21 protein-coding genes are annotated in these 22,343 nt (G+C 71.9%); 8 read left to right on the top strand and 13 right to left on the bottom strand.

Annotated features, from left to right (window positions below; genetic code table 11):
• Window positions 1-966 precede the first annotated feature (966 nt).
• The 3 genes from O2W17_RS19465 (at window position 967) to O2W17_RS19455 (ending at window position 4,201) form a co-directional block, all read left to right on the top strand.
• A complete protein-coding gene (locus O2W17_RS19465; protein WP_269194107.1) occupies window positions 967-2,316 on the top strand; it encodes an exopolysaccharide biosynthesis polyprenyl glycosylphosphotransferase in 1,350 nt (449 codons plus the stop codon).
• A 33-nt stretch (window positions 2,317-2,349) separates the two neighbouring features.
• Entirely contained in the window at window positions 2,350-3,435 is a 1,086-nt protein-coding gene (locus O2W17_RS19460; RefSeq protein ID WP_269194106.1) for a hypothetical protein, read from the top strand.
• 343 nt (window positions 3,436-3,778) lie between these two features.
• Entirely contained in the window at window positions 3,779-4,201 is a 423-nt protein-coding gene (locus tag O2W17_RS19455; protein WP_269194105.1) for a hypothetical protein, read from the top strand.
• A 75-nt stretch (window positions 4,202-4,276) separates the two neighbouring features.
• Here O2W17_RS19455 and O2W17_RS19450 read toward each other — a convergent pair whose 3' ends face one another.
• Both O2W17_RS19450 and O2W17_RS19445 read right to left on the bottom strand, forming a co-directional pair.
• Entirely contained in the window at window positions 4,277-4,399 is a 123-nt protein-coding gene (locus O2W17_RS19450; protein WP_269194104.1) for a hypothetical protein, read from the bottom strand.
• Window positions 4,396-5,112, bottom strand: a complete 717-nt coding sequence (locus tag O2W17_RS19445; RefSeq protein WP_269194103.1) for an AfsR/SARP family transcriptional regulator — start codon at window positions 5,110-5,112, stop codon at window positions 4,396-4,398. Before O2W17_RS19445 ends, O2W17_RS19450 begins: the two co-directional genes overlap by 4 nt.
• Before the next feature lie 561 nt (window positions 5,113-5,673).
• Between O2W17_RS19445 and O2W17_RS19440 the strand changes: the two genes are divergently transcribed.
• Complete coding sequence (locus tag O2W17_RS19440) at window positions 5,674-6,630, top strand: helix-turn-helix transcriptional regulator (RefSeq protein ID WP_269194102.1); 957 nt, start codon at window positions 5,674-5,676, stop codon at window positions 6,628-6,630.
• Window positions 6,631-6,709: 79 nt separating this feature from the next.
• Here O2W17_RS19440 and O2W17_RS19435 read toward each other — a convergent pair whose 3' ends face one another.
• Both O2W17_RS19435 and O2W17_RS19430 read right to left on the bottom strand, forming a co-directional pair.
• Window positions 6,710-7,399 carry a pyridoxamine 5'-phosphate oxidase family protein gene (locus O2W17_RS19435; RefSeq protein ID WP_269194101.1) on the bottom strand — a complete coding sequence of 230 codons (690 nt, stop codon included), beginning with the start codon at window positions 7,397-7,399 and terminating at the stop codon, window positions 6,710-6,712.
• 244 nt (window positions 7,400-7,643) lie between these two features.
• Window positions 7,644-8,360 carry a CPBP family intramembrane glutamic endopeptidase gene (locus O2W17_RS19430; protein ID WP_269194100.1) on the bottom strand — a complete coding sequence of 239 codons (717 nt, stop codon included), beginning with the start codon at window positions 8,358-8,360 and terminating at the stop codon, window positions 7,644-7,646.
• Between the two features lie 44 nt (window positions 8,361-8,404).
• Between O2W17_RS19430 and O2W17_RS19425 the strand changes: the two genes are divergently transcribed.
• Both O2W17_RS19425 and O2W17_RS19420 read left to right on the top strand, forming a co-directional pair.
• Entirely contained in the window at window positions 8,405-8,749 is a 345-nt protein-coding gene (locus O2W17_RS19425; protein ID WP_269194099.1) for a hypothetical protein, read from the top strand.
• 14 nt (window positions 8,750-8,763) lie between these two features.
• A complete protein-coding gene (locus O2W17_RS19420; protein ID WP_269194098.1) occupies window positions 8,764-8,946 on the top strand; it encodes a DUF6186 family protein in 183 nt (60 codons plus the stop codon).
• 58 nt (window positions 8,947-9,004) lie between these two features.
• On the opposite strand, the gene purU is transcribed toward O2W17_RS19420, so the two are convergent.
• Both purU and O2W17_RS19410 read right to left on the bottom strand, forming a co-directional pair.
• Entirely contained in the window at window positions 9,005-9,853 is an 849-nt protein-coding gene (gene purU / locus O2W17_RS19415) for a formyltetrahydrofolate deformylase (RefSeq protein ID WP_269194097.1), read from the bottom strand.
• Window positions 9,854-9,863: 10 nt separating this feature from the next.
• Complete coding sequence (locus tag O2W17_RS19410) at window positions 9,864-11,237, bottom strand: L-serine ammonia-lyase (protein WP_269194096.1); 1,374 nt, start codon at window positions 11,235-11,237, stop codon at window positions 9,864-9,866.
• 126 nt (window positions 11,238-11,363) lie between these two features.
• Here O2W17_RS19410 and O2W17_RS19405 point away from each other — a divergent pair, with 126 nt between their 5' ends.
• Window positions 11,364-12,032 (top strand): GntR family transcriptional regulator, encoded by a 669-nt coding sequence (locus tag O2W17_RS19405; RefSeq protein WP_269194095.1) that lies wholly within the window; start codon window positions 11,364-11,366, stop codon window positions 12,030-12,032.
• A 21-nt stretch (window positions 12,033-12,053) separates the two neighbouring features.
• On the opposite strand, the gene folP is transcribed toward O2W17_RS19405, so the two are convergent.
• The 7 genes from folP to glyA form a co-directional block, all read right to left on the bottom strand.
• Window positions 12,054-12,953, bottom strand: coding sequence for a dihydropteroate synthase (gene folP, locus O2W17_RS19400; RefSeq protein ID WP_269194094.1), 900 nt, complete (start codon window positions 12,951-12,953; stop codon window positions 12,054-12,056).
• A gap of 160 nt (window positions 12,954-13,113) precedes the next feature.
• The gene (locus O2W17_RS19395; RefSeq protein ID WP_269194093.1) at window positions 13,114-15,582 is read right to left on the bottom strand and encodes a GcvT family protein; all 2,469 of its coding nucleotides are present in this window, start codon (window positions 15,580-15,582) and stop codon (window positions 13,114-13,116) included.
• Between the two features lie 52 nt (window positions 15,583-15,634).
• The gene (locus O2W17_RS19390) at window positions 15,635-16,219 is read right to left on the bottom strand and encodes a sarcosine oxidase subunit gamma (protein WP_269194404.1); all 585 of its coding nucleotides are present in this window, start codon (window positions 16,217-16,219) and stop codon (window positions 15,635-15,637) included.
• Complete coding sequence (locus O2W17_RS19385) at window positions 16,212-19,082, bottom strand: 2Fe-2S iron-sulfur cluster-binding protein (protein ID WP_269194092.1); 2,871 nt, start codon at window positions 19,080-19,082, stop codon at window positions 16,212-16,214. Before O2W17_RS19385 ends, O2W17_RS19390 begins: the two co-directional genes overlap by 8 nt.
• Window positions 19,079-19,357 (bottom strand): sarcosine oxidase subunit delta, encoded by a 279-nt coding sequence (locus tag O2W17_RS19380; protein WP_269194091.1) that lies wholly within the window; start codon window positions 19,355-19,357, stop codon window positions 19,079-19,081. The genes O2W17_RS19385 and O2W17_RS19380 overlap by 4 nt, the downstream gene beginning before the upstream one ends.
• A 14-nt stretch (window positions 19,358-19,371) precedes the next feature.
• Entirely contained in the window at window positions 19,372-20,604 is a 1,233-nt protein-coding gene (locus O2W17_RS19375) for a sarcosine oxidase subunit beta family protein (protein ID WP_269194090.1), read from the bottom strand.
• Entirely contained in the window at window positions 20,601-21,929 is a 1,329-nt protein-coding gene (glyA, locus tag O2W17_RS19370; RefSeq protein WP_269194089.1) for a serine hydroxymethyltransferase, read from the bottom strand. Before glyA ends, O2W17_RS19375 begins: the two co-directional genes overlap by 4 nt.
• 257 nt (window positions 21,930-22,186) lie before the next feature.
• Here glyA and O2W17_RS19365 point away from each other — a divergent pair, with 257 nt between their 5' ends.
• The gene (locus O2W17_RS19365) at window positions 22,187-22,330 is read left to right on the top strand and encodes a hypothetical protein (RefSeq protein WP_269194088.1); all 144 of its coding nucleotides are present in this window, start codon (window positions 22,187-22,189) and stop codon (window positions 22,328-22,330) included.
• Window positions 22,331-22,343 lie beyond the last annotated feature (13 nt).

Raw genomic sequence — 22,343 nt, 5'->3', positions numbered from 1 at the left:
ACGACAGCGTCAAGTGACGGCACTTCCGGCTTCCGCCACGGGACCGCCCCTCGCCTCACCGGGCACGCCCCGTGGGACAGCCAGGAGACCTGGCACGTCGTCATCGGGGCATCGGTCGCGCGCAGCACCGGCACCCGGGGCCGGCCGTCCGAGGCGGCCGAGAGCCCGATGCCGTCCGTCGACTCGCCCGGAGCGCCGCCGGCGAGCTGCGCAGGACGCCCGAGAGCTTCTCGCGCAGGGCGATGTAGGTCGCCCACGTCGCTGGGAAAGGCATGTCGTACCTGCACGCCCTTGCGACGGGAACGCAACGGGGGCGCCCAATTCGCCCAGGTCGTGGCAGCGGTGATGCGAGACCCTGCACTGCTCCGTCCGCCCGGCGAGCGTTGCCACCGCGTCCGTTCGAAGCCTGGAGGGCCACATCGGCCGGCTGCCCGACCCGATATCTGAGGGACCTTCACGCACTGATGACCGATCGGTCGAGCACCAAGGGCACCAATTTGCTGCACAGATGACAGGGAGATGATTTCGCTGTCGACGTGCACGATTCGTGACCATGAGATTACCGATTGCGGTTTGGATGAAGAGGCTAGTAGAGGGAGGTTCGATTCCCTACCATACTAATTCCAGGCCACAACAAGGGGGCGGTACTTGACCGATCACGGCGTGTGCGAGGACGAGATCTCAGAGCGGACGCCTTCGACGGTCCTGATCCGTCAGCCCGCATCGACAGCCCTTCCTCGACAGCGTCGGTCGACCGTTCCTCCGACCCAGGGCGGGTCGGCCACCGGCTCGGCCCTGCGGGAGTCGGTCGCCATCCCGGCGCAACGAGTGACCGGTGTCCGACCCTCGCGCGTCAGCGCCGAGCACGTCGACCCCGAGCAGGAGGGTCGTCACGGCTGCGGCGAAGGCGGCGTCGCCGGGCCGTCGCGCACATCGGCGCCGCGGTCCCGGGGTGGGCTCGTCGTCATGGCGTTGATCGGCGCAGACCTCGTGGCCCTGTCGTTGCCGGTCCTCTGGCTGGGTGGCCCGGTAGCACCGGCTGCCGCATACGTCGCCGTCGCCGTCGCCCTGCTCGCCGTGGCAGGCGCTTACCGCCCCCGGATCACGCTGGGGGCCTTGCAGCAGGCCCCGCACGACGTCCTGCGGCTCGGCTTCGCGCTGCTGCTGGTCGCGCCGTTCGTCCTGCCCGGAACATCGAGCTCCACGCTTCCGCTGCAGGCGCTGGTCAGCCTGCCGGCGCTCCTCTCGGGCCGTGCCATCGGTTACGCCGCGATCCGCTGGGCGCGGTGGCGGGGGCTCGTCGGTGAGGCCACTCTCGTCGTCGGCGGAGGCAAGCTCGGGATGGGCCTCCTCCGCACGATGGACGAGCACCCGGAGCTCGGCCTACGGGCAGTCGGCTTCCTGGGCGACGGCGATCGGCTCGACGACCGGAAACCCCTCGGCACCCTGGCCGACGTCGATGCCGTCCTCGACGCCAACGCGGTGCGCAAGGTCGTCGTCGCCTACGGGCCCACCCGGGAGGCCGATCTCGTCGGACTGGTCCGCAGCGCGGCCATGCGGGACGTCGAGGTGTACGTCGTCCCGAGGTTCTTCGACGTGGGAATGACACCCAACGGTCCCGAGGTGGAGGACCTGTGGGGCATCCCGCTCCACCGAGTGCGCCGCGCCGCCCTGCGCCGCGGGGGCTGGCGTGCCAAGCGCCTCCTGGACGTCCTCGTGTCGGGGGCAGCGCTCATCCTCCTCTCCCCGTTGCTCGCCGTTCTCGCCCTCGCCGTCCGGCTGAGCAGCCCAGGGCCGGTGCTCTTCCGGCAGCGCCGCACCGGGCAGTTCGGTGCGGAGATCGCGATGCTCAAGTTCCGTAGCCTGCGGGTGGCGCCGTGTGAGCCGGCCGCAGCGGATCCGTCCGGCACGGCGCGGAGCACCATGCACGCACGGCGCGTCGACGTCGAGCTCCGCGCGACGCCGATCGGGGCGCTGCTGCGCCGGACCAGTCTCGACGAGCTGCCTCAGCTGTGGAACATCTTCCGCGGAGACATGTCACTGGTGGGGCCGCGACCGGAGGAATGCGGATACGCCGCGCAGTTCGCCGATTCGGTGCACGGCTACCGGGACCGCCACCGCCTGGCCGTCGGGCTCACCGGGTGGGCACAGGTCCATGGCCTGCGGGGCGACACCTCGATCGAGGAACGGGCCCGGTTCGACAACCACTACATCGAGCACTGGGGTCTGTGGCAGGACGTCGTCATCCTCGTCCGCACCGCGTCCGCCGTGATGCGGCAGGCGCTGGGCGCGGCGCGGATGTCCACCGGTCGATGACCCGACCGGGCGGGGTCCGGTCACGCCGAGCCCGTGAGCCCGATGACCGCCGCCCGTGAGGACGACCGGAACCGCGACGACGTCGAGAGCCGCCTGCTTTTCTCCATCCGACTCCCAGCCATCATCGGAGGCACCGTGCGCAAGTCCCTCGTCACCGTGTGCGCTCTCGCAGGCACCAGTCTGCTCGGAGTGCTCACCGCCACCCCGGCGCTTGCGGCAACGCCCGTCCAGGAGCAGCAGTGCCTCGACGCCGGCGGCACCTTCGTCCCGGCCGCGGACAATCCCTTTGCCAACAGGTATCCGTCGGCGACGCGGCGTGATCTGTGCGCGGTGGAGACCTGGACCGTCGACGGTTATCCGATGATGGTGGGGCCGACCCGGGAGAGCCATGTGTGGCAGCAGGTGGGAGACCCGGTCCTGGTGCGCGAGCGCGTTCCGGTCGGGGAGCCGGTCGACCACCTCGAGTACGTCCCGCAAGGAGAGGCCATCGTCACGACGGAGGTCCGTGCCGCCGGAGACGCACGAACCACCACGTCGACGAGGAGCGTCGGTTCCCCGGTGGTGGTGGAAGCCGTCGATGAATCCACCACGCCCCACCGCCTGGTGAAGACGTCGACGCAACCGACCGAGGTCGTCACCCTCACCGAGCAGCCACAGGAAGAGGTCACGGTCACCACCCAGCGACGGAGCGCCGTGGTCACGTCCACGCAGGCGTACGAGAACGTCGTGACCATCACCCGACAGGGCGAGACCCTCAACACCTACACGACCGCCACCGTCGTCGACACCTTCACGTACGTGCACCACCACTGGTGGACCTCCACCGGCCGACTCGTGCCGATGTCCATCTACTGGGTCGAGATCGAGCGCAATCCGGGACCCGACAACGTGGTCCAGTACCCGTTGCCGGCCGAGCCCAAGGTGTCGGTCACGCGGACAGCGGTGAACCCGACGATCACCAAGCGCGCGCAGGCCGCAGCCCCGGACGTCACCGAGAGCGTCCGCCCGCTGGCGGTGCTCGTCACCGAGCAGGTCAGCCCGGGAGAGCCCGTGGTGACCGTGACCTATACCGACCTTCCCGCCGACGCGACCGAGACCACATCGCTGACCGCACCGTGATAGCTGGGGCCGCCGCTGTGGGCGTCCCACCGTGTCGCCCGTCGGGCGGACGCCTCTGCTGTGTTGCGACACCTCGACCGGTGGTGTCCCGGGACATCGCTGAGGCGTGATCGCCCCACCGCCAGAAGCCGGGTCGCCACGGCTCTTCCACCCCGTCCGTCACGGAAGCGGGGTCCGTCGTGACGGTGGAGTGACGAGACGGTGACGCCCGCCGCACGAGACTTCCGCCGTGCGCGGCACTGCCTGCGAGGACGTCGTCGCCGGGACCCGGTCGCCCGGACCAGCGGAACAGTCGCGACCCAGCCGCGCTCACCCACCGCACTGATCGAGGAGGAGAAGCGTGATGTCCGGAGAGCACGCGACACCCGTGGTCACCCAGTTGGCCGACGCGAACTTGTTCGACATCTCCGCTCCGATCGGGATCCACTACTCCCGCTCGAGCATCACCGGTGCGCCGCTGCTGTCCTACCGCGACACGGAGCACGACCTGAACTTCTCCGGCGAGGAGATCACCCGTCTCCAGACCCGAATCGGCGAACTGGTGACCGTGATCCTGGACGACGTCGTCGACGCCTTCTTCCGCTCGTTCACCCTGCTGGTACCTGTTGTCCGACTCCACCTCGGTGACGAGGTCGAGTTCTCCGCCATCGGCATCGAGACCACGGACCGGTCGGGAGCCTTCGTCGGGGCACCCGGTCCGGTCGGGGTGCTCCAGACGCACCGGGTCCACCAGCTCTCCGGCACCGCCCAGCTGGTCGCGTTCTGAGCCGGCGACGCGGCACACCTGGCGTGGGCCAGGGGGCAGGCTGCCGGCCCGGTGGTCAGGCTGCCGTCCGCCGCCTCAGCCGCCGCCGTCCACGGAGCCCGTCACCCCGCCGAGGAAGTCGTCCAGCCAGGCCGGGACCGCCTCGGCGACCCCGTCGAGGACGACGCGCGCAGGACGACGCCGGCTGCTTCTCCTCACTGCCCGCGCGTCAGCCCCACCACCGCTCGACCCTCGAGGGTCCTGATCACCGTGGCCTCGCGCCTCGGGAAGCGCTCGTCGGGCCGCGCTCGAGCTCGGGCGGACAGCTCCCGGCGGAACTGCGGGATGTGCTGCACCAGCCGGGTCATCTGCTCGGTCGGAGGAACGCCGAGCTCGTCCTCCAGCATGCTCCGGAAGAGCTCGTAGGCCCGGACCGCCTCGGCCAGGTTCCCCTCGGCCAGGTGGATCCGCACGACGATCCGACGGGCGCTCTCCCGCAGGGGCTCGGCGCTGACCGCCGCGTGCGCTGCTTCCAGAGCCTCACCGTGCCGGCCCAGGGAAGCGAGTCGCGCCGCCACCGCCTCGAGCGCCTGCATGCGTTGCTGACGCAGTCGCTCACGTTCGAGGAGGACCCAGTCGTCGTACCACCCGGGCAGGAGGTCGCCGAGGAGCGCGGTGTCCGGCAGGGCTGCGTGGTCGGATCCGCCGCCCGCCGCAACCGCCTGGAGCGCCCAGTCACTCATCTCGCGCACGTCGACCCGGACATCCGTCGCGAGCTGGAGGGCACTCCCCGACACCTCGACCAGACCGGGCGCCGCCTTGTTCAGCCGCCACAGCGCTGATCGCAGGCTCCCGTGTGCGTGGTCCTCGGGAACGTCCGGCCACAACCGGCCGGCCATCGCGGTCCGGGTCGGCCGGTGGGACAGGCACACGAGTGCCACCAGCCGCTGAACAGCCCGAGGCAGGTCGTCCCCGGTGGACCGTCGTGCACAGCCGGGAAGGTGCAGCCCGAAGCCGTCGAGCAGCGTGACGCGGGATGTAGACGGACGGTCCACGTGAGGAACCCTTCCTCTCGGAGGCCAGCGGCTGGGGCCCGTGATCGCCGCGGTCACCCTTCGTCCGGTTTCCGATCGCGCCTCCGGCGACCTCCGCTCCGGAGGTCGCCGCGTAGCAGCCGGAGGTCGCAGTGCCCCTTGGCGTGCATGCGGTGCGGACGGCGGATCAGACGAGGCGACTCGCTGTCGCCGGCTGTCGTGACCGGATCGGTCTTCGCTGCCCGTCCCCCGCGGGCAGATGTACCGCCCTGACCGACATGGCTCCCCCTCCGACGCAGCACGTGAGACGTGTGGGCAACGCTATTCGGGGCGGGGCATCGTGACCGTACGCACTTGTGCGTAGTGACAGGAGGCGCCGGCCGGCTCCGGGAATCGCCAGAACAGCATCGTCCGGAAACTCATTGCACGATCAGCGAGCGCCTGAATACGCTCGGCTGCGTGTCGGGCCCCACGACCTACCCCGCGGCGTGGCTGGAACTTGTGGGGGACATCCTGCAGGGGCGGCCCGGCACACTCGAGTTCCCGCACGCGGACGTCGCCGAGCTGCTCCTCCGCTCCTTCGACGCAGCCTGCTGCTCGCTGAACGTGGTGGACGCCGCGTGGACGGATCATGTGATCGGTGTCTGGCCGAACGGCTACCTGCCGACGACACCGCCGTCGGGTGAGCTCCCCGATGCGACCACACACCCACTCATCCGCTGGTACTCCGTCACCGGGAGCTGCGAAGCGCAGATCCTGGGGCGAGTGCCCCGCGAAGTGGCCTCCGCGAGGATGGCGGCCGATTGGTCGGCGTTCGCACGTCCCTTCGGCATCACGCACCAGCTCGCGCTGCCCCTCCGACTGGGCGACGGCGCCCAGGCCTACGTCGTCAGTCGTCCCGACGACGACTACCACGACGCCGATGCGGAGCTCGCTGACCTGGTCCGACCGGCACTTGCTGCGCTGGTATGCCAGCAGGACTTGATGGGTGGCGTACCGAACTGGCAGATCGAACGCGTCCGTGACACCCGTCTGACGGAGCGCGAGTACGCCGTCCTCAGGCTGCTCGGAGCAGGTCTGACCGCTCAGTCGATCGCTCGTCGCCTGCACACCTCTCCTCGGACGGTGCACAAGCACCTCGAGCACCTGTACCGGAAGCTCGGCGTGCGGGACAGACTGGTGGCGGTCCAGCGAGCCCGCGAGGCCGGCCTCCTGGCCACACCCGTCGAGCCCGGCGGACGACGCCGGATCCCGGATGTCGTACCTCCGATTCCCCTCCCCCGCAGCGCCGAGCACCCCACCGTGCTCACTACGCCCACGATCGGGCAGGGGGCGCGAGAGTCGGCCGTGCAAGTCGACGAAGGGAGCGCACTGCCCCGCCTGGGTCAGGGAGCGGTGCCGGACGACGGCCGGTGAGGCCGGTGTGCTGCCGGGCTCGGCGAGGACCCGGGGTCACGTCCCCGGTGCGACCGGCGGTGGTCGTCGGTCTGCTGGATCAGCCACTCACCCGCTCCCGAGTCTCACCGGGTTCAGTGCGCCACGTGCCGAGGAGGGGGCCGGGGGTGGCGTCGACCCACGGGCGCGGCAGGTGCTTGACCCCGAAGTAGTCGCCCCCCTTGCGCACCTGGTCGTCGGTCCCCCAGGCCTGGGCGGAGTCTGACCGCCTCGCCAGCTGGGGGATGTGCTTGGCGCAATGGATGTATGCCTCGGCGACGTCGACGCGCACCCAGCGATCCGGTCGGCGACCGCCCTGCTGCAGCAGTCCCTCGACCACGTGCTCGGGCAACGGGCCGGCGGACAGCACCTGCTCGTTCTCCAGGATCGCCGCCCGGCCGTTGACGTGCAGCCCGATGGCATCGCCGCAGAAATCGATGAAGAGCATGCCGATGCCCTGGGTTTCCGCGATGTTGCCCAAGCTGCCCATGACGCCGTTGCCGCGGTACTCGGGGTACAGCAGGGTCTGGTCGTCCAGGACGCAGATGAACCCCGGTGGCCCCGCACGGAACGAGCAGTCAGCCTGTCCCGTCCGGTCGGCCGTGGCGATGAAGACCATGTCCATCCGCTCGATGAAGGTCTGCATCCGCTCGCTGAGATGCTCCAGCACCTGGTGGTCGTAGAAGGCCCGGGCGCGGGTGGAGGTCCCGTAGCGCTCCTGCAGGTGGTGTTCACCGAGCGAACCGGGCATGCCTGTCCCCCTCGACCGACGCAGTCTGCCTCACGACTGGAGGCTAGGGACGGCGCGGACGGCTGGTCTGTACGCACACGTGCGTACAGACCCGCACGCAACCCGAGCGGGACCGGGAGACGGACGACGGGCCGACCCTCGACCGGGACAGGCACCGCATCGTCAGATGGCGGCGTCTGCACGGGACGGACGGGGCTGACTGGCGCTGCGGGAACGAGCCGCCCGCCGATGCCCGCACTGAGCCTCATCCGAGGCGGTGGGCAGCGGCTGCGGCCAGCGCACCCAGGCTGTTCGTCGCCAGATGGAGGAGGACGGGGGCCAGCAGACTGCCGCTCCGGAGGCGCAGCCAGGCGAACAGGACCCCCGCTGCCGCCGTGAAGGCACATCCCAGCAGCACGGCGACGACGAGTCCCCCGGACCCGTCGGTCAGAGCGTTGGCCGTGGTCGCGCTCATCGTGGGACGGATGTGCCAGATCCCGAACAGGGCCGCCGAGACCGCGACGGCCGCACGCGGCGCGACCACGCGCATCAGCGCAGCCAGCAGGACGCCACGGAAGGCGATCTCCTCCCAGAGGACGGTGCCGAGCGGGATCCGGACCAGCGTCTGGTAGGCGATCTCGGCGGAGCCGGCACCGGCGAGCCGTGCGTCCGCCAGCAGGGGGCGGACCGCCGGGACCACGAGGCCGACCGCGTAACCGGCGGCGACCACGGCGACGCACGCCCCGCCCCATCGCAGTCCGGCCCGCGCTCCACGCGGATCGAATCCCAGTTCCGGCCAGCTGACGCCGACACAGCGAGCCCCCACGAGGACCAGGCCCGTCGCCGCCAGGTTCACCGGGACGTAGGACTGCGGATAGCCCGGCATCCGGGTGATGACGACGTTGTTCCAGGCGCCGAGGAGCAGGGCGACGGAAGCGGCGAACAGGAGCGCTCCCCGGCGGCCTCCTGCGCGAGCATGCACGTGTGAGGTCTTCCCCGTTCGCGCGCCGGCTCACCTTTCCGGCCATGACGCTGCTCTGCGCCGCCGCGGTCATGGCCTGGGGCGAACTGTCGGTCGGCGCGCTCCTCGCGATCGGCACCGCCGGCACCGCCGTCGTCGTCGTCGCGTTGGTCCGGCAGTCGGGCGGGACCGTCCCACCGGTGGGCCGGCGAGCGCTGCCGTGGCTCGCCCTCGCGGTCGCCGCCGTCTCCTGGGAACTCGTGACGCTCGCCGACGACGAACTGCCGACGGCGAGCGATCTCGCGGACCCCTTCCTCGCCCAACCGCTGCTGCGCGGCGGCGCCACCGTCTGCTGGCTGGCCGTCGGGGCCTGGCTGCTCGATCGCCCGCGGCGCCGGCCACCGCGATGACGAGCGGCGTCCTCATGAGCGCTGCCGGCTTCCTGGGTCTGCTCGTCGCCGGTCTGGCGATCGACATCTGCGCCCGCCTCGGGCTCGGTCCGGCCACCGCGGGTCAGGCTCTGGGCGCCGCGATGCGGACGACGCCCGGCCGCGCCGTCGTCCTGCTCACCTGGCTCTGGATCGGGGTGCACTTCCTGGCCCGTTGATGAGGTGGCAAGGGCCCGCTCCCGGAGGTCTTCGTGGATCAGGCCGCCGCCGCCAGGCTCAGCGGAAGACGACCGTGCTGTGACCGTTGAGCAGCACCCGCCGCTCGCTGTGCCAGCGCACGGCCCGGGAGAGCGCCAGCGCCTCGGCGTCCTGGCCCACGGTGGCCAGCGCCCGCGGATCGTAGGTGTGGTCGATCCGGATGACCTCCTGCTCGATGATCGGGCCCTCGTCCAGGTCGGGGGTCACGTAGTGGGCGGTCGCCCCCACCAGCTTGACGCCACGGTCGAAGGCCTGGTGGTAGGGCTTGGCGCCCTTGAACCCCGGCAGGAACGAGTGGTGGATGTTGATCGTCCGTCCGTGCAGCGCCGCGCACGTCTCGTCGGAGAGGACCTGCATGTACCGGGCCAGCACCACCAGGTCGACGCGGAACTCGTCGACCAGCTCGAGCAGCCGGGCCTCGGCCTCGCGCTTGGTGGCCGGGGTGACGGGCACGTGCACGAACGGCAGGCCGGCGGCCTCGGCCATCGGCCGGAGGTCCTCGTGGTTGGACACCACCGCGACCAGCTCTCCGCCGAGGTTGCCGCCACGCCACCGGAAGATCAGGTCGTTGAGGCAGTGCCCGAGCTTGGAGACCATCACGAGCACCCGCTCCGGCTGATCGCCGGCGACCCGGTACGACATCCCGAACTCGTCGGCCACCGCTCGGAATGCCTGGGACAGGCAGTCGACGTCGGAGTCCTCGGCGCAGACGAACGCGGTGCGCAGGAACAACTGCCCGCGGAGCGGATCGTCGAACTGCTGGTGCTCGACGATGTCGCAGCCGTGCTCGAAGAGGAACGAGCTGACGGCGTGCACGATGCCCGGGCGCTCGGCGCAGCTGAGCGTGAGGGTGAAGGGATGGGACACGGGTGCCTCCTCAGCACTCGACGATGTTGAGCGCCAGCCCGCCACGGGCGGTCTCCTTGTACTTGTCCTTCATGTCCGCGCCGGTCTCGCGCATGGTCTTGATCGCCTTGTCCAGGGACACGTGGTGCCGGCCGTCGCCCCGGACGGCCATGCGAGCCGCGGTGATGGCCTTGATCGAGCCGACGGCGTTGCGCTCGATGCACGGGATCTGCACCAGCCCCCCGACCGGGTCGCAGGTGAGGCCGAGGTTGTGCTCGATGCCGATCTCGGCGGCGTTCTCCGCCTGCTCCGGCGTTCCCCCGATGACCTCGGCGAGGCCGGCGGCGGCCATGGAGCAGGCGGAGCCGACCTCTCCCTGGCAGCCCACCTCCGCGCCCGAGATGGAGGCGTTCTCCTTGAACAGCAGCCCGATCGCAGCGGCGGTGAGCAGGAAGCGCACCACCCCGTCATCGGAGTAGGAGTCGATGAAGTCGCGGTAGTAGTGCAGGACGGCCGGCACGATGCCGGCGGCGCCGTTCGTCGGCGCGGTGACCACCTGTCCCCCGGCCGCGTTCTCCTCGTTGACCGCCAGGGCGTAGAGCGTCACCCAGTCCATCGCCCGGAGGGGGTCGGCCTCGTCCGGGCGCTCCTCCAGCTGGGCGCGCACCGCGGCGGCGCGCCGGCGGACCTTGAGCCCCCCGGGCAGGACGCCGGAGGCACGGCTGCCGCGATCCACGCACTCCTGCATCACCGACCAGATGTGGAGCAAGCCGGCGCGGACCTCCGCCTCGCTGCGCCAGGCCAGCTCGTTGGCCAGCATCACATCGCTGATGCGCAGACCCGTCCCGCGCGTCCGCGCCAGCAGCTCCTCGCCGGTGTGGAACGGATACCGCACCGGCGTCGGGTCCTCGACGATGGCCGGGTTGCCGGCGTCGTCCTCGTCGACGACGAAGCCGCCGCCCACCGAGTAGTACTCGCGTCGGCTGACCTCGTCGCCTGCCGGATCCAGTGCCCGGAAGAGCATGCCGTTGCTGTGGAACGCCATCCGCTTGCGCCGGTGGAGCACGACGTCGTCGTCCACGGAGAAGGAGATGAGGTGCTCGCCCGCCAGCCGGAGCTCGCCTCCGGCACGGACGGCCGCGAGGCGGGGTTCCGCGGCCACGGGATCGACCAGGTCGGGTTGCTCGCCCTCGAGACCCAGGACGACCGCCTTGACGGTGCCGTGCCCGTGCCCGGTCGCACCGAGCGACCCGAAGAGCTCGCAGCGGACGGCGGCGACACGCGGCAGCAAGGCCTCGTCACGGAGCCGGGACGCGAAGGAGCAGGCCGCACGCATGGGCCCGACGGTGTGCGAGCTGGAGGGGCCGATGCCCACCTTGAACAGGTCGAAGGCGCTGATGGTCATGCGTGCCTCTCGCGGCGTCCCCGGTACGGAGTGGACCGACGACTGATATACCAGATGTGTAACAAGAGTATGCCGCTCATCACATGGAGGCAAGCCTCGGCGGCCGTCAGCCCTTACGATCCGAACGTGACCGCCGTACCGCTCGATCTGGATCCGTCCGCCGTCACCTCCCTGGCGGACAAGGCCTACGTGGCGATCAGGGATCGGCTGATCATGTTGGCCATCAGCCCCGGCGATCCGATCGACGACGACGCACTGGCGCAGGACCTCGGCGTCGGCCGGACACCGGTCCGCGAGGCGCTGAAGCGGCTGGAGGTCGACCGGCTGGTCGTGTCCTATGCGCGCCGGGGGACGTTCGCGACCGGCATGGACATCTCCGACCTGGCCCACATCTCCGACATCCGCGCCCAGCTCGAGCCCCTGGCGGCCCGCCGGGCCGCCGAGCGCGCCGCCCGCCCGGTCCGGTCGGAGCTCGAGGAACTGGCCTCACGGATCGAGCAGCTGGACGTCACGCAGGTGGACCGCAACGAGTTGATGCGCTGGGACCTCGCGGTGCACCGGGCGATCTACCGGGCGGCGGGCAACCCGCACCTGGAGGACGTCCTCGTCCGCTACGACAACCTGGCGACGCGGATCTTCTGCCTGTTCCTCGACCGGCTGCCCACGGTGGACGAGCACGTCGGGGAGCACGTCGAGCTGCTCCGCGCGATCGCCGCCGGCGACGCGGATCGGGCCGACGACCTCGCCCGTGCGCACGTCCTGGGCTTCGAGCAGGCGATCCGTGCGGTGATCTGACGAGGGCCCCGGGACCGGTCATCACCCCGGGGGCGCCCCGGAGCGGTCACGCGCGGCGACGGCGCCCAGGACCGACAGGACGTCCCGCGTGGCTGCCACGTCGTGCACACGCAGGACCGCGGCACCCCGCTGGGCGGCGATGACCGCTGCAGCCAGGGACCCGGCCAGCCGGTCCCCGACGGCCCGTCCGGTGAGCTGCCCGACCATGGACTTGCGGGACAGCCCCACCATGATCGGGAGGCCGAGGTTGCCGAGCCTGCCGAGCGAAGCCAGCAGCGCGACGTTCTGGGACAGCGTCTTGCCGAAACCGAAGCCCGGGTCCACCAGGAGGTGCTCCGGCCGGATACCGCCGTCGAGGCAGGCACGCTTCCGCTCGGCGAGGAAGTCGCGCACCTCGGCGACGACGTCCTGGTAGCGGGGATCCTGCTGCATGGTCACCGGCGAGCCCCGCATGTGCATGAGGCACACGGGCACGCCCAACTCCGCGGCGGCCGCCACAGCGCCCGGCGCCCGGAGCGCCCGCACGTCGTTGACCATGCTCGCCCCCGCGGCGACCGCTGCCCTCATGACCTCGGGACGCGAGGTGTCCACCGACAGCGGAACCGGGACCACCCGCGCGAGAGCCCCGACCACCGGGACGACCCGGTCCAGCTCCTCGGCGAGGCTCGGCGGCCGCGAGCCCGGCCGGGTCGACTCCCCGCCGATGTCGATGAGGTCGGCGCCCTCGGCCGCCACGCGGCAGCCGTGCTCGACGGCACGCTCGAGGCTGTCGAACAACCCTCCGTCGTAGAAGGAGTCGGGGGTGACGTTGAGGATGCCGCAGACCAGCGGCCGTCCCCCGCCGTGCGCCCGGCCGAGGAAGTGGGCACTCCCGTTCGGCCCCGGGGTGCCCGATGCGCCCTGCGGCACCGCGTCCCTCATGACGTCGCGACGCCCTTGGGTGGGCCGGTACCGGCCGGCAGTGCGCGGGCGTGCGCGAGGAGGGTCTCGGTGCGCATCGGGAGCCCTTCGGGTGGACGAGGCGACGAACGGGCGGCCCGCCCCCTCCAGGTCGGCGCCCCGAGCCGGCGAGGGGGCTTCTTCAGCCGCGGATCCGGGTCATTTCCGGATCCACGAGCGGTTCGGCGGCGACGGTCGCCCGGATGCGACTGCCGAAGTACTCGATCTCGACGGCCGTGCCGACGCCCGCCGACGCCGGGAGCCAGGCGTAGGCGATCGGCCGGCCCACGGTGTGCCCGAAGGCCGCGCTGGTCACGTAGCCGGCCGGCCGGCCGTCGACGAACACCGGCTCGTGGCCGAGGACGACGCTGCGGCCGTCGTCGATCGTCAGGCAGGAGAGCCGGCGGCCCACCGTCTCGTCGCTCAGCCCGGCCACGGCCTGCCGGCCGACGAAGTCGGCCTTCTTCTGCGTGCGGACGGCAAACCCGAGACCGGCCTCGTAGGGGTTGTGCTCGGTGGTCATGTCGTGGCCCCAGGCGCGGTACCCCTTCTCCAACCGGAGGCTGCCGAACGCGGCCCGGCCTGCGGCGATCACGCCGAGGTCCTGGCCGGCACGCCACAGCACGTCCCACAGCCGCTGACCGCTGTCGGCGCTGGTGTAGATCTCCCACCCGAGCTCGCCGACGTAGGACAGCCGCATGGCCGTCACCGGCACTCCCCCGATCCGGGCCCGCTTGGCGCGGAAGTACTTCAGCCCCTCGTTCGAGAAGTCGTCGGAGCTGACGCGCTGGACCAGGTCACGGGCCCGCGGCCCCCACAGCCCGATGCAGCACGTGCCTCCGGTGATGTCCCGGATCCAGACGGTGCCGTCGTCGGGAGCCTGGCGCTGCACGTAGTCGTGGTCCAGGGGGCCGTTGGCCCCGACCTGGAACAGCTGCTCGCCGAGCCGGGCGACGGTGACGTCGCTCCGGACGCCGCCGGCCTCGTCGAGCATCAGCGCGTAGGTCACCGCCCCGACCGACTTGTCCATCTCGCCGGTCGTCAGCCGCTGCAGGAGGTCGAGCGCTCCCGGGCCGCTGACCTCCAGCCGCTTGAGCGGCGTCATGTCGTACATCGCCACCGCGGTGCGGGTTCTCCACGCCTCCGCCGCCGCGATCGGTGAGTGGAACTGCCCGCTCCAGGCGTCGCGCTCCGGCGGCACCCACTCCGTCGGCAGGGCGGCCACCAGGTCCGCGTTGGCCTCGTACCAGTGCGGCCGCTCCCACCCGGCTCCCTCGAGGAAGACGGCACCGAGTTCGCGCTGCCGGGCGTGGAAGGGGCTGATCCGCAGGTCGCGCGGGGAGAGCCGTGGCTGCAGCGGGTGCAGCACGTCGTAGACCTCCACGAAGTTCTGCTGCGAGGTCTCGCTCACGTACTCCGCCCCGAGCTGGATCTCCTCGAAGCGGTGCACGTCGCAGCCGTGCAGGTCGATCTCCGACCGGCCGTCGACGAGCAGCTGGGCCACCGCCTTGGCCACTCCGGCCGAGTGGGTGACCCAGACCGCCTCGGCGATCCAGAAGCCCGCGACGTCGCTGGACTCGCCGACCAGCGGGCCGCCGTCCGGGGTGAACGAGAAGACGCCGTTGAAGCCGGAGTCGATCTTCGACGAGCGCAGCGAGGGCAGCAGCAGCTGGCTCTCCTCCCAGACCGGGGCGAAGTCCTCCTCGGTGAAGGGCAGCATCGAGGGCATCGACGACTCCCGCACGCCGTCTCCCTGCGGCAGCTCGCGCAGGTCGACGGGCATCGGCCGGTGGGCGTAGGAGCCGATGCCCAGGCAGTCGCCGCGCTCGCGGAAGTAGAGGTCCTGGTCCTGGTGGCGCAGGATCGGCAGGCTCGCCTCGCTGAGCTCGTCGTTGCGCCCGACCAGTTCCGGCACCTGCCCCGTCCACGCGAACTGGTGGGCCAGCGGCAGCAGGGGCACGTCCATCCCGGCCATGGCGCCGAGCTCCACCCCCCAGAAGCCGGCGCAGGAGACCACGACGTCGGCGGGGATGGTGCCGTCCGGGGTCCGGACGCCGGTCACCCGGCCGCCGGACTGCTCGATGCCGGTCACCCGGGTGGAGCCCTGGAAGCGGGCTCCCCGGGCCTCGGCGCGGCGGGCCAGCGCGACGACCGCCCGGGACGCCTTGGCCAGACCGTCGCTGGGGATGTGCAGGCCGCCGAGGATCCGGTCGCGGTCGACCAGCGGGTGCAGCCGCACGCACTCGTCCACGTCGACCACCTGCGCCTCGACGCCCCAGGAGGTGGCCCAGCCCTGCTTGCGGTGCAGGTCCGCGAGCCGCTCCGGCGTGGTGGCGATCTCGAGGCCGCCGACCTGGTTGAAGCACCAGGCGCCGTCGACGTCGATGCTGCTGAACTTCTCGACCGTGTAGCTGGCCAGCGCCGTCATCGTCTTGGAGGCGTTCGTCTGGAAGACCAGCCCGGGCGCGTGCGAGGTGGAGCCGCCGGTCAGCGGAAGGGGTCCCTGGTCGACCACGGTGACGCGGTCCCAGCCACGGAGGGTCAGCTCGTCGGCCAGGTTGGCGCCGACGATCCCCGCTCCGATGATGACCACACGAGGGGTGGTGGGCATTGCTCTCGCTCCTGACGTGCCGGTGGATCCGGGGACGGCCGACGGGGGTCGGTCAGCTGTCGTGGGTGGTGGTGAACTCGAGGGCCGCGTCGAGCAGCCAGTCGGCGAGGTAGCCGGCGAAGGACGACCGGACGAGGACGACGTAGTCGTCGCCGGCGTCGGAGAGGGCCATCAGGACGACGCCCGCCTGACCCAGCGACGTCTGCGCGCTGCTCCCCCGGGCGAAGACCCTCGGGTGCAGGTCGATCGAGCAGCCCTTGGCGAGCACGTCGCGCACCCGCGCGCCGGTCAGCCGCAGGCCGATCCGCTGGGCGGAGACGTCGGTCGCCGACCCGCCCAGCGGGAGGACGGCGGCGCGGATCCGGGCCTCGAGCTGCTCCGGGGTCTCCGTGGTGCTGCTCAGCAGCCACTCGTCGGGACCGAGCCAGACCGCCCGCCCCGTGCCGGTCGGCACCCAGGTGTTGGGCACCGTCGGCAGGTCGACGCCCAGCGCCTCCGACGCTGCGGCGCCGACCGACGCGAGCCGGACGTCGGCCGTCGCGACGAACGGTTCGACGGTGATGCCGACGGGCTCGGGCAGCCGCTCGAAGGCCCTGCTCCATGCCATGAGCGGGTGGGTGCGCAGCAGCTCAGCCATCACGACGGGCTCCTTCGGGATCGACCAGCACCGAGCCGGTGACCTCGACCGGGACGAGGGCGCCGTCGACGGGGACGTGGAGGGTGTCGCCGATGCGTGACCTGCCCCCCTTGACCAGGGCGAGGGCGAACGGCCGGGCGAGCTCGGCGCTGCGGTAGCTGGAGGTGACGTGGCCGAGCATCGGGACCGGCGGGGGCGGTAGCCGGCCGTCGGCGAGGAAGTCGACGATCTGTGACCCCTCCGGCAGCACGGTCTGCCCGTCCACGGGCAGGAGCCCGACCAGCTGCTTGCGCAGCGGGTCCTGGTTGGCCGGCCGGGCGAAGGAGCGCTTGCCGATGAAATCGGGCTTCTTCTTCGACACCGCCCACGCCATGCCCAGGTCGTGCGGGGTGACGGTGCCGTCGGTGTCCTGCCCGATGATCGGGTAACCCTTCTCCGCGCGCAGGACGTGCATGGTCTCCGTGCCGTACGGCGTGATGCCGTGCGGGCGGCCGGCCTCGAGCAGCCGCTCCCACACCGCGACCCCGTACCAGGGGTTGACGTAGACCTCGAAGGCCAGCTCCCCGGAGAAGCTGATCCGGGCCAGCCGGACCGGCACCCCGTCGAGGATGGTGTCCCGCCAGGTCATGAAGGGGAAGGCCTCGTTGGAGACGTCGACCTGGGGGAAGACCGCCCCGATGACGTCGCGGGAGCGGGGGCCGACGACGGGGAAGGTGACCCACTGCTCGGTGACCGAGGTGCAGTGGACCCGCAGATCGGGCCACTCGGTCTGCGCCCACTCCTCCATCCAGTCGAGGATCTTCGCCGCGCCGCCGGTGGTGGTGAGGAGCAGGAAGCGGTCCTCGGCCAGCCGCAGCACCGTGCCGTCGTCGATGACCATGCCGTCGACGCCGCACATGACGCCGTACCGGACGGAGCCGACCTTGAGGCTGCTGATCATGTTGGTGTACAGCCGGTCGAGCAGCACGGCGGCGTCCGGGCCCTGCACGTCGATCTTGCCCAGGGTGGAGCCGTCCAGGATGCCGACACCGGTGCGGGCGGCCGCGCACTCCCTGAGGACCGCAGCCGCCATGTCCTCGCCGGGCCGCGGGTAGTAGCGGGGGCGCTTCCACTGACCGACGTCCTCGAACACCGCCCCGGCCACCACGTGCCAGTCGTGCAGCGCGGTGACCCGCTCGGGGTCGAAGAGCCGGCCGCGGTCGCGTCCGGCCAGGGCGGCGAAGGCCACCGGGGTGTAGGGCGGCCGGAAGGTGGTGGTGCCGGTGTCCTGCACGGGGACCCCGAGCAGCTCGGCGGTGATGCCCGAGGTGAGGACGCCGGAGGTCTTGCCCTGGTCGTGCGCGGTGCCGATCGTGGTGTAGCGCTTGATGTGCTCGATGGAGCGCAGGCCGGCGCCGACCGCGCGCGCGATGTCGGCGACCGTCGCGTCGCGCTGCAGGTCGACGAACGACGTCGTCCCCTCGGCCCCGGAGGTGTCCGGCACCCGCCACAGCACCAGGGGCGCGGCCGGGACGACCTCCTCCGGCGCGGTGGGCAGCCGGTCCTCCCCCGCCGGCTCGACCGCGAGGGCCGACAGCGCCGCGCGCGCGACCCGCTGCCCGTCGACGAGGCACCCGGCCAGGTCGAGCACACCGGCCGCCGCGCCGGTGACCGAGAGGCCGTCGAGCTCCTCCCCGGGGAGGAACGCGCCGAGGGTCTCGTCGTACACCAGGCGGCCGCGGGCCTGGCTGAACAGGTGCACCGCCGGGTTCCAGCCACCGCTGACCAGCAGGAGGTCGCAGGCGATCGGGCTGGCGGCCCCGACCTCCCCGTCCGCGAACGGGGCGACGAGGGCGTGCGTGACCCGCTCGACGCCCCGGGTGCCGACCACGACCGCCCCGGGAAGGACGGGTATGCCGGCGCGCTCGCACGCCTCCCGGCGCTGCGGTGAGCCGGCCGGCCGGGCGTCGACCACCGCCTCCACCCGCACACCCGCGCCGTGGAGGTCGAGGGCGGCGTCGTAGGCGCTGTCGTTCGTGGTGAACACGACGGCCTGGCGGCCGGGCAGCACGCCGTAGCGGTGCAGGAACGTGCGCGCGGCACCGGCGAGCATGGTGCCCGGGCGGTCGTTGTCCGCGAAGACGACCGGTCGCTCGTGCGCTCCGGTCGCGACGACGACGGAGCGCGCGCGGAGGCGCCACACCCGCTGGCGGGAGACCTGCTTGGGCGCCGCCGTCCCGAGGTGGTCGGTGCGCCGTTCCAGTGCCAGGACGAAGCCGTCGTCGTAGCTGCCGAACGCGGTGGTGCGCTGCAGGTGCAGGACCTCCGGGTGGGCGGCGAGCTCGGCGACCGCCGCGGCGACCCACCGCATCGCGGGGGCGTCGTCGAGGCGGTCGGCGCCGCCCAGCAACGACCCGCCGGCCTCGGACTGCTCGTCGACGAGGGCGACGCGGGCACCGGAGCGGGCGGCGGTGAGCGCGGCAGCCAGCCCCGCCGGGCCCGCACCCACCACGAGCACGTCGACGTGGTGGTGGACGCCGTCGTACCGGGCGGAGTCGGCGACCTCGGCGAGGCGGCCCTGCCCCGGCAGTCCGTGGGCGACCAGCCCGTCGGAGAGCTCCACCGTGGTGGCCAGCAGCATGGGCTCGGGGAAGGGCTCCTCGACCTGAACCAGGCCACCCGGGTCCTCGGCCCAGGCCGCGGCGACGCCGCGCGGTCGGCCCAGCGCGATGCTCGTGGCGATCTGGTGCCGCCCCGCGGCGAGCAGCGCCGAGGCGAGCGTGTCGCCGGGGTGGCCGGTGTGGGTCTGCCCGTCGAAGGTGAACTCGAGGGTGGTGGCGCGGTCGATGCGGCCGCCCTCGGCGGTGCGGAAGGGGCTGGTCACGGGGTCACCGGCCTGGGCTCGTCGAGGCGGTAGACGCGCTCGAAGCGGTAGGTGGCGGTGTCGCGGATCGCGTTGAACCAGCGGCGGCAGCCGGCGCTGTGGTGCCAGCGCTCGGCGAAGCGGCCCCTGGTGTTGTCACGGAAGAAGACGTAGCGCGCCCACTCCTCGTCGGTGAGCTCGCCGGGGGTGTCCGGGTACGGGACGTGGGCCTGGCCGCCGTAGGAGAACTCGACCTCCTCGCGGGGGCCGCACCACGGGCATTCGATGAGTTGCACGGGAACTCCCTGGGTCAGTGGGCCACGGCGGCCGCGCCGTGCTCGTCGACGAGTGCGCCGGAGACGAAGCGGTCGAGGGCGAAGGGCGCCACGTTCGGGTGGGGCTCGTCGTGGGCGATGGTGTGCGCCAGGGCCCAGCCGATGCCGGGCGTGGCCTTGAACCCGCCGGTCCCCCAGCCGCAGTTGAGGTAGACGTTGTCGTACGGGGTCCGGCCCACGATCGGCGAGGCGTCGGGGCTGGTGTCCACGATCCCGGCCCAGGTACGGAGCAGGTGCGCTCGCGCGAACACCGGGAAGAGCTCGACGGCGGCGGCCATCTGACGCTCGATGATGTGGAAGGCGCCGCGCTGGCCGTAGCCGTTGTAGGAGTCGACGCCGGCGCCCATGACCAGCTCGCCCTTGTGCGCCTGGGAGACGTACACGTGCACGGCGTTGGACATGACGACCGTGGGGTGCACCGGCTCGAGCAGTTCGGAGACCAGCGCCTGCAGCGGGTGGCTCTGCACCGGCACCCGGATGCCGAGCATGTCGGTGAGCACCGAGGTGTGGCCGGCCGCGCAGAGGGCGACCGTGCCGGCCGCGATGTCCCCGCGGGTGGTCCGCACACCCGTGACGCGGTTGCCGTCGGTGGCGAACCCCGTTACCTCGCAGTCCTGGATGAGGTCGATGCCGGCCTCAGAGGCGCGGCGGGCGAAGCCCCAGGCGACGTAGTCGTGCTTGGCGATGCCGGCCCGGGGCTGGTACGTGGCCCCCAGGACGCGATAGCGGATGTCAGCGGAGGTGTTGACGATCGGGCAGACCTTGCGGACCTCGTCCGGCTCCAGCCATTCCGCGTCGACCCCGTTGAGCTTGTTGGCCTCGACCCGCCGCACGCTGTCGCGGACGTCCTGCAGGGTGTGGGCGAGGTTGAGCACGCCGCGCTGGCTGAACAGGATCGGGTAGCCGAGGTCCTCCTCGAGCCCCTCCCACAGCTTGAGCGCCTGCTCGTAGATCGCCGAGCTCTCGTCCCACAGGTAGTTGGACCGGATGATCGTGGTGTTGCGGGCCATGTTGCCGCCGGCCAGCCAGCCCTTCTCGACCACGGCGACGTTGGTGATGCCGTGGTTCTTCGCCAGGTAGTGCGCGGTGGCCAGCCCGTGCCCGCCCCCGCCGACGATGACCACGTCGTACGACCGCTTCGGCTCGGGGTTCCGCCACAGGAAGTCCGGGTGTTCCGGCAGGTCTGCGCCGGGGGTGCGGGGGCTCATCGGGGGATCTCCGTCAGGTGGGGGTAGAGGGGACGGCGGTCGGCCAGCCGGGTGACGCGCGTGCGGAGTGCGGCGAGCCGCTCCTCGCCCACCGAGGGCCGGAGAGCCGCGGCGATCACGTCGGCGACCTCGGCGAAGTCGTCGAGGTCGAAGCCACGCGCTGCCAGGGCAGGGGTGCCGATGCGGACACCGGAGCTGACCATCGGCGGGCGGGGGTCGAAGGGCACCGCGTTGCGGTTGACGGTGATGCCGATCGCGTGCAGCCGGTCCTCGGCCTGCCGGCCGTCCAGCTCCGACTCCCGCAGGTCCACCAGCACGAGGTGGACGTCGGTGCCGCCGCTGACCACGCCGATCCCGGCCTCGCGGGAGTCGGGGGCCAGCAGCCGCTCGGCCAGCAAGCGGGCGCCGGCGAGGGTGCGCTCCTGGCGCTCGCGGAAGGCCGGCTCGCCGGCCAGCTTGAAGGCGACGGCCTTGGCGGCGATCACGTGCTCGAGCGGGCCGCCCTGCTGACCGGGGAAGACAGCGGAGTTGAACTTCTTGGCCAGGTCCCCCGTGGCGAGGATGACGCCGCCGCGCGGCCCGCCGAGCGTCTTGTGGGTGGTCGAGGTGACCACGTGCGCGTGCGGGACGGGCGACGGGTGCAGCCCGGCGGCCACCAGCCCGGCGAAGTGCGCCATGTCGACCATCAGGTAGGCCCCGACCTCGTCGGCGATCCGCCGGAACCCGGTGAAGTCGAGCTGCCGCGGATAGGCCGACCAGCCCGCCACGATGAGCCGGGGCCGCCGCTCGTGGGCCAGCCGCTCGACCTCGGCCATGTCCACGAGGTGGTCGTCGGCCCGCACGTGGTAGGCCGCGACGTCGTAGAGCTTCCCGGAGAAGTTGAGCCTCATCCCGTGGGTGAGGTGACCCCCGTGGGCCAGGTCCAGCCCCAGGATCGTGTCGCCGGGCTCCAGCAGGGCCGCCATCGCCGCGGAATTGGCCTGCGCGCCCGAGTGCGGCTGGACGTTGGCGTACTCGGCCCCGAACAGGTCCTTCAGCCGGTCGATGGCCAGCTGCTCGATGACGTCGACGTGCTCGCAGCCGCCGTAGTAGCGCCGGCCCGGGTACCCCTCGGCGTACTTGTTGGTCAGCACCGAGCCCTGCGCCTGCAGAACGGCCACCGGAGCGAAGTTCTCGCTGGCGATCATCTCCAGCGTGGTCTGCTGCCGGTGCAGTTCCGCGGCGATCGCGCGGTGCACCTGCGGGTCGGTGTCCGCCAGTGACCGGTCGAGGACCCCATCCGGAACGGCCGGCGCCCGCAGGGCCTCTTCAACCTCGACGACCATGCCGGGTCCCTCCTCTTCGGAATGGGAGACGGAGACTGGTATATCAGTCGTCCATCACAGTAGGGTGGCCGTCAGGCGGGGTCAAGGGGCGCCGAAGACGTCCTCCCCGCCCCACCGCTCGTAGCAGGCCCCGTCCGCCCGCCCCCACCAGCCCGGGGCGGCGCCGGGACGGGGGCCGGGACCAGCAGGGAGGCTGCTGCGGCGGCGCCGTCGAGTCCTCCTGGTACGGCGACTGCCTGCCCAGCCGCGACTTCCCGATGCTGGTCGACCTCTACCTGCAGGGGCGCTTCGACCTCGACGCCTTCGTCTCCGGGACGATCGGGCTGGACGACGTCGAGGCCGCCTTCGAGAAGATGCACAAGGGCGAGGTGCTGCGCCCGGTCGTGGTGCTGGACAAGTGAGCCTGGCGGGCGA

This window comes from Blastococcus sp. VKM Ac-2987 (genome assembly GCF_026967805.1).
Lineage (GTDB): Bacteria > Actinomycetota > Actinomycetes > Mycobacteriales > Geodermatophilaceae > Blastococcus.
The sequence above is the reverse complement of the archived record's forward strand: the minus strand, read 5'-3'. Positions and strand labels throughout refer to the sequence as shown.

Coding starts and splice junctions, on each gene's coding strand:
- O2W17_RS19410 (WP_269194096.1), bottom strand. CDS start 11,237: ATGACCATCAGCGCCTTCGACCTGTTCAAGGTGGGCATCGGCCCCTCC.
- O2W17_RS19390 (WP_269194404.1), bottom strand. CDS start 16,219: ATGGCTGAGCTGCTGCGCACCCACCCGCTCATGGCATGGAGCAGGGCC.
- folP (WP_269194094.1), bottom strand. CDS start 12,953: ATGAGGGACGCGGTGCCGCAGGGCGCATCGGGCACCCCGGGGCCGAAC.
- O2W17_RS19435 (WP_269194101.1), bottom strand. CDS start 7,399: ATGCCCGGTTCGCTCGGTGAACACCACCTGCAGGAGCGCTACGGGACC.
- O2W17_RS19395 (WP_269194093.1), bottom strand. CDS start 15,582: ATGCCCACCACCCCTCGTGTGGTCATCATCGGAGCGGGGATCGTCGGC.
- O2W17_RS19375 (WP_269194090.1), bottom strand. CDS start 20,604: ATGAGCCCCCGCACCCCCGGCGCAGACCTGCCGGAACACCCGGACTTC.
- O2W17_RS19465 (WP_269194107.1), top strand. CDS start 967: ATGGCGTTGATCGGCGCAGACCTCGTGGCCCTGTCGTTGCCGGTCCTC.
- O2W17_RS19365 (WP_269194088.1), top strand. CDS start 22,187: ATGCTGGTCGACCTCTACCTGCAGGGGCGCTTCGACCTCGACGCCTTC.
- O2W17_RS19455 (WP_269194105.1), top strand. CDS start 3,779: ATGTCCGGAGAGCACGCGACACCCGTGGTCACCCAGTTGGCCGACGCG.
- glyA (WP_269194089.1), bottom strand. CDS start 21,929: ATGGTCGTCGAGGTTGAAGAGGCCCTGCGGGCGCCGGCCGTTCCGGAT.
- O2W17_RS19420 (WP_269194098.1), top strand. CDS start 8,764: ATGAGCGCTGCCGGCTTCCTGGGTCTGCTCGTCGCCGGTCTGGCGATC.
- O2W17_RS19425 (WP_269194099.1), top strand. CDS start 8,405: ATGACGCTGCTCTGCGCCGCCGCGGTCATGGCCTGGGGCGAACTGTCG.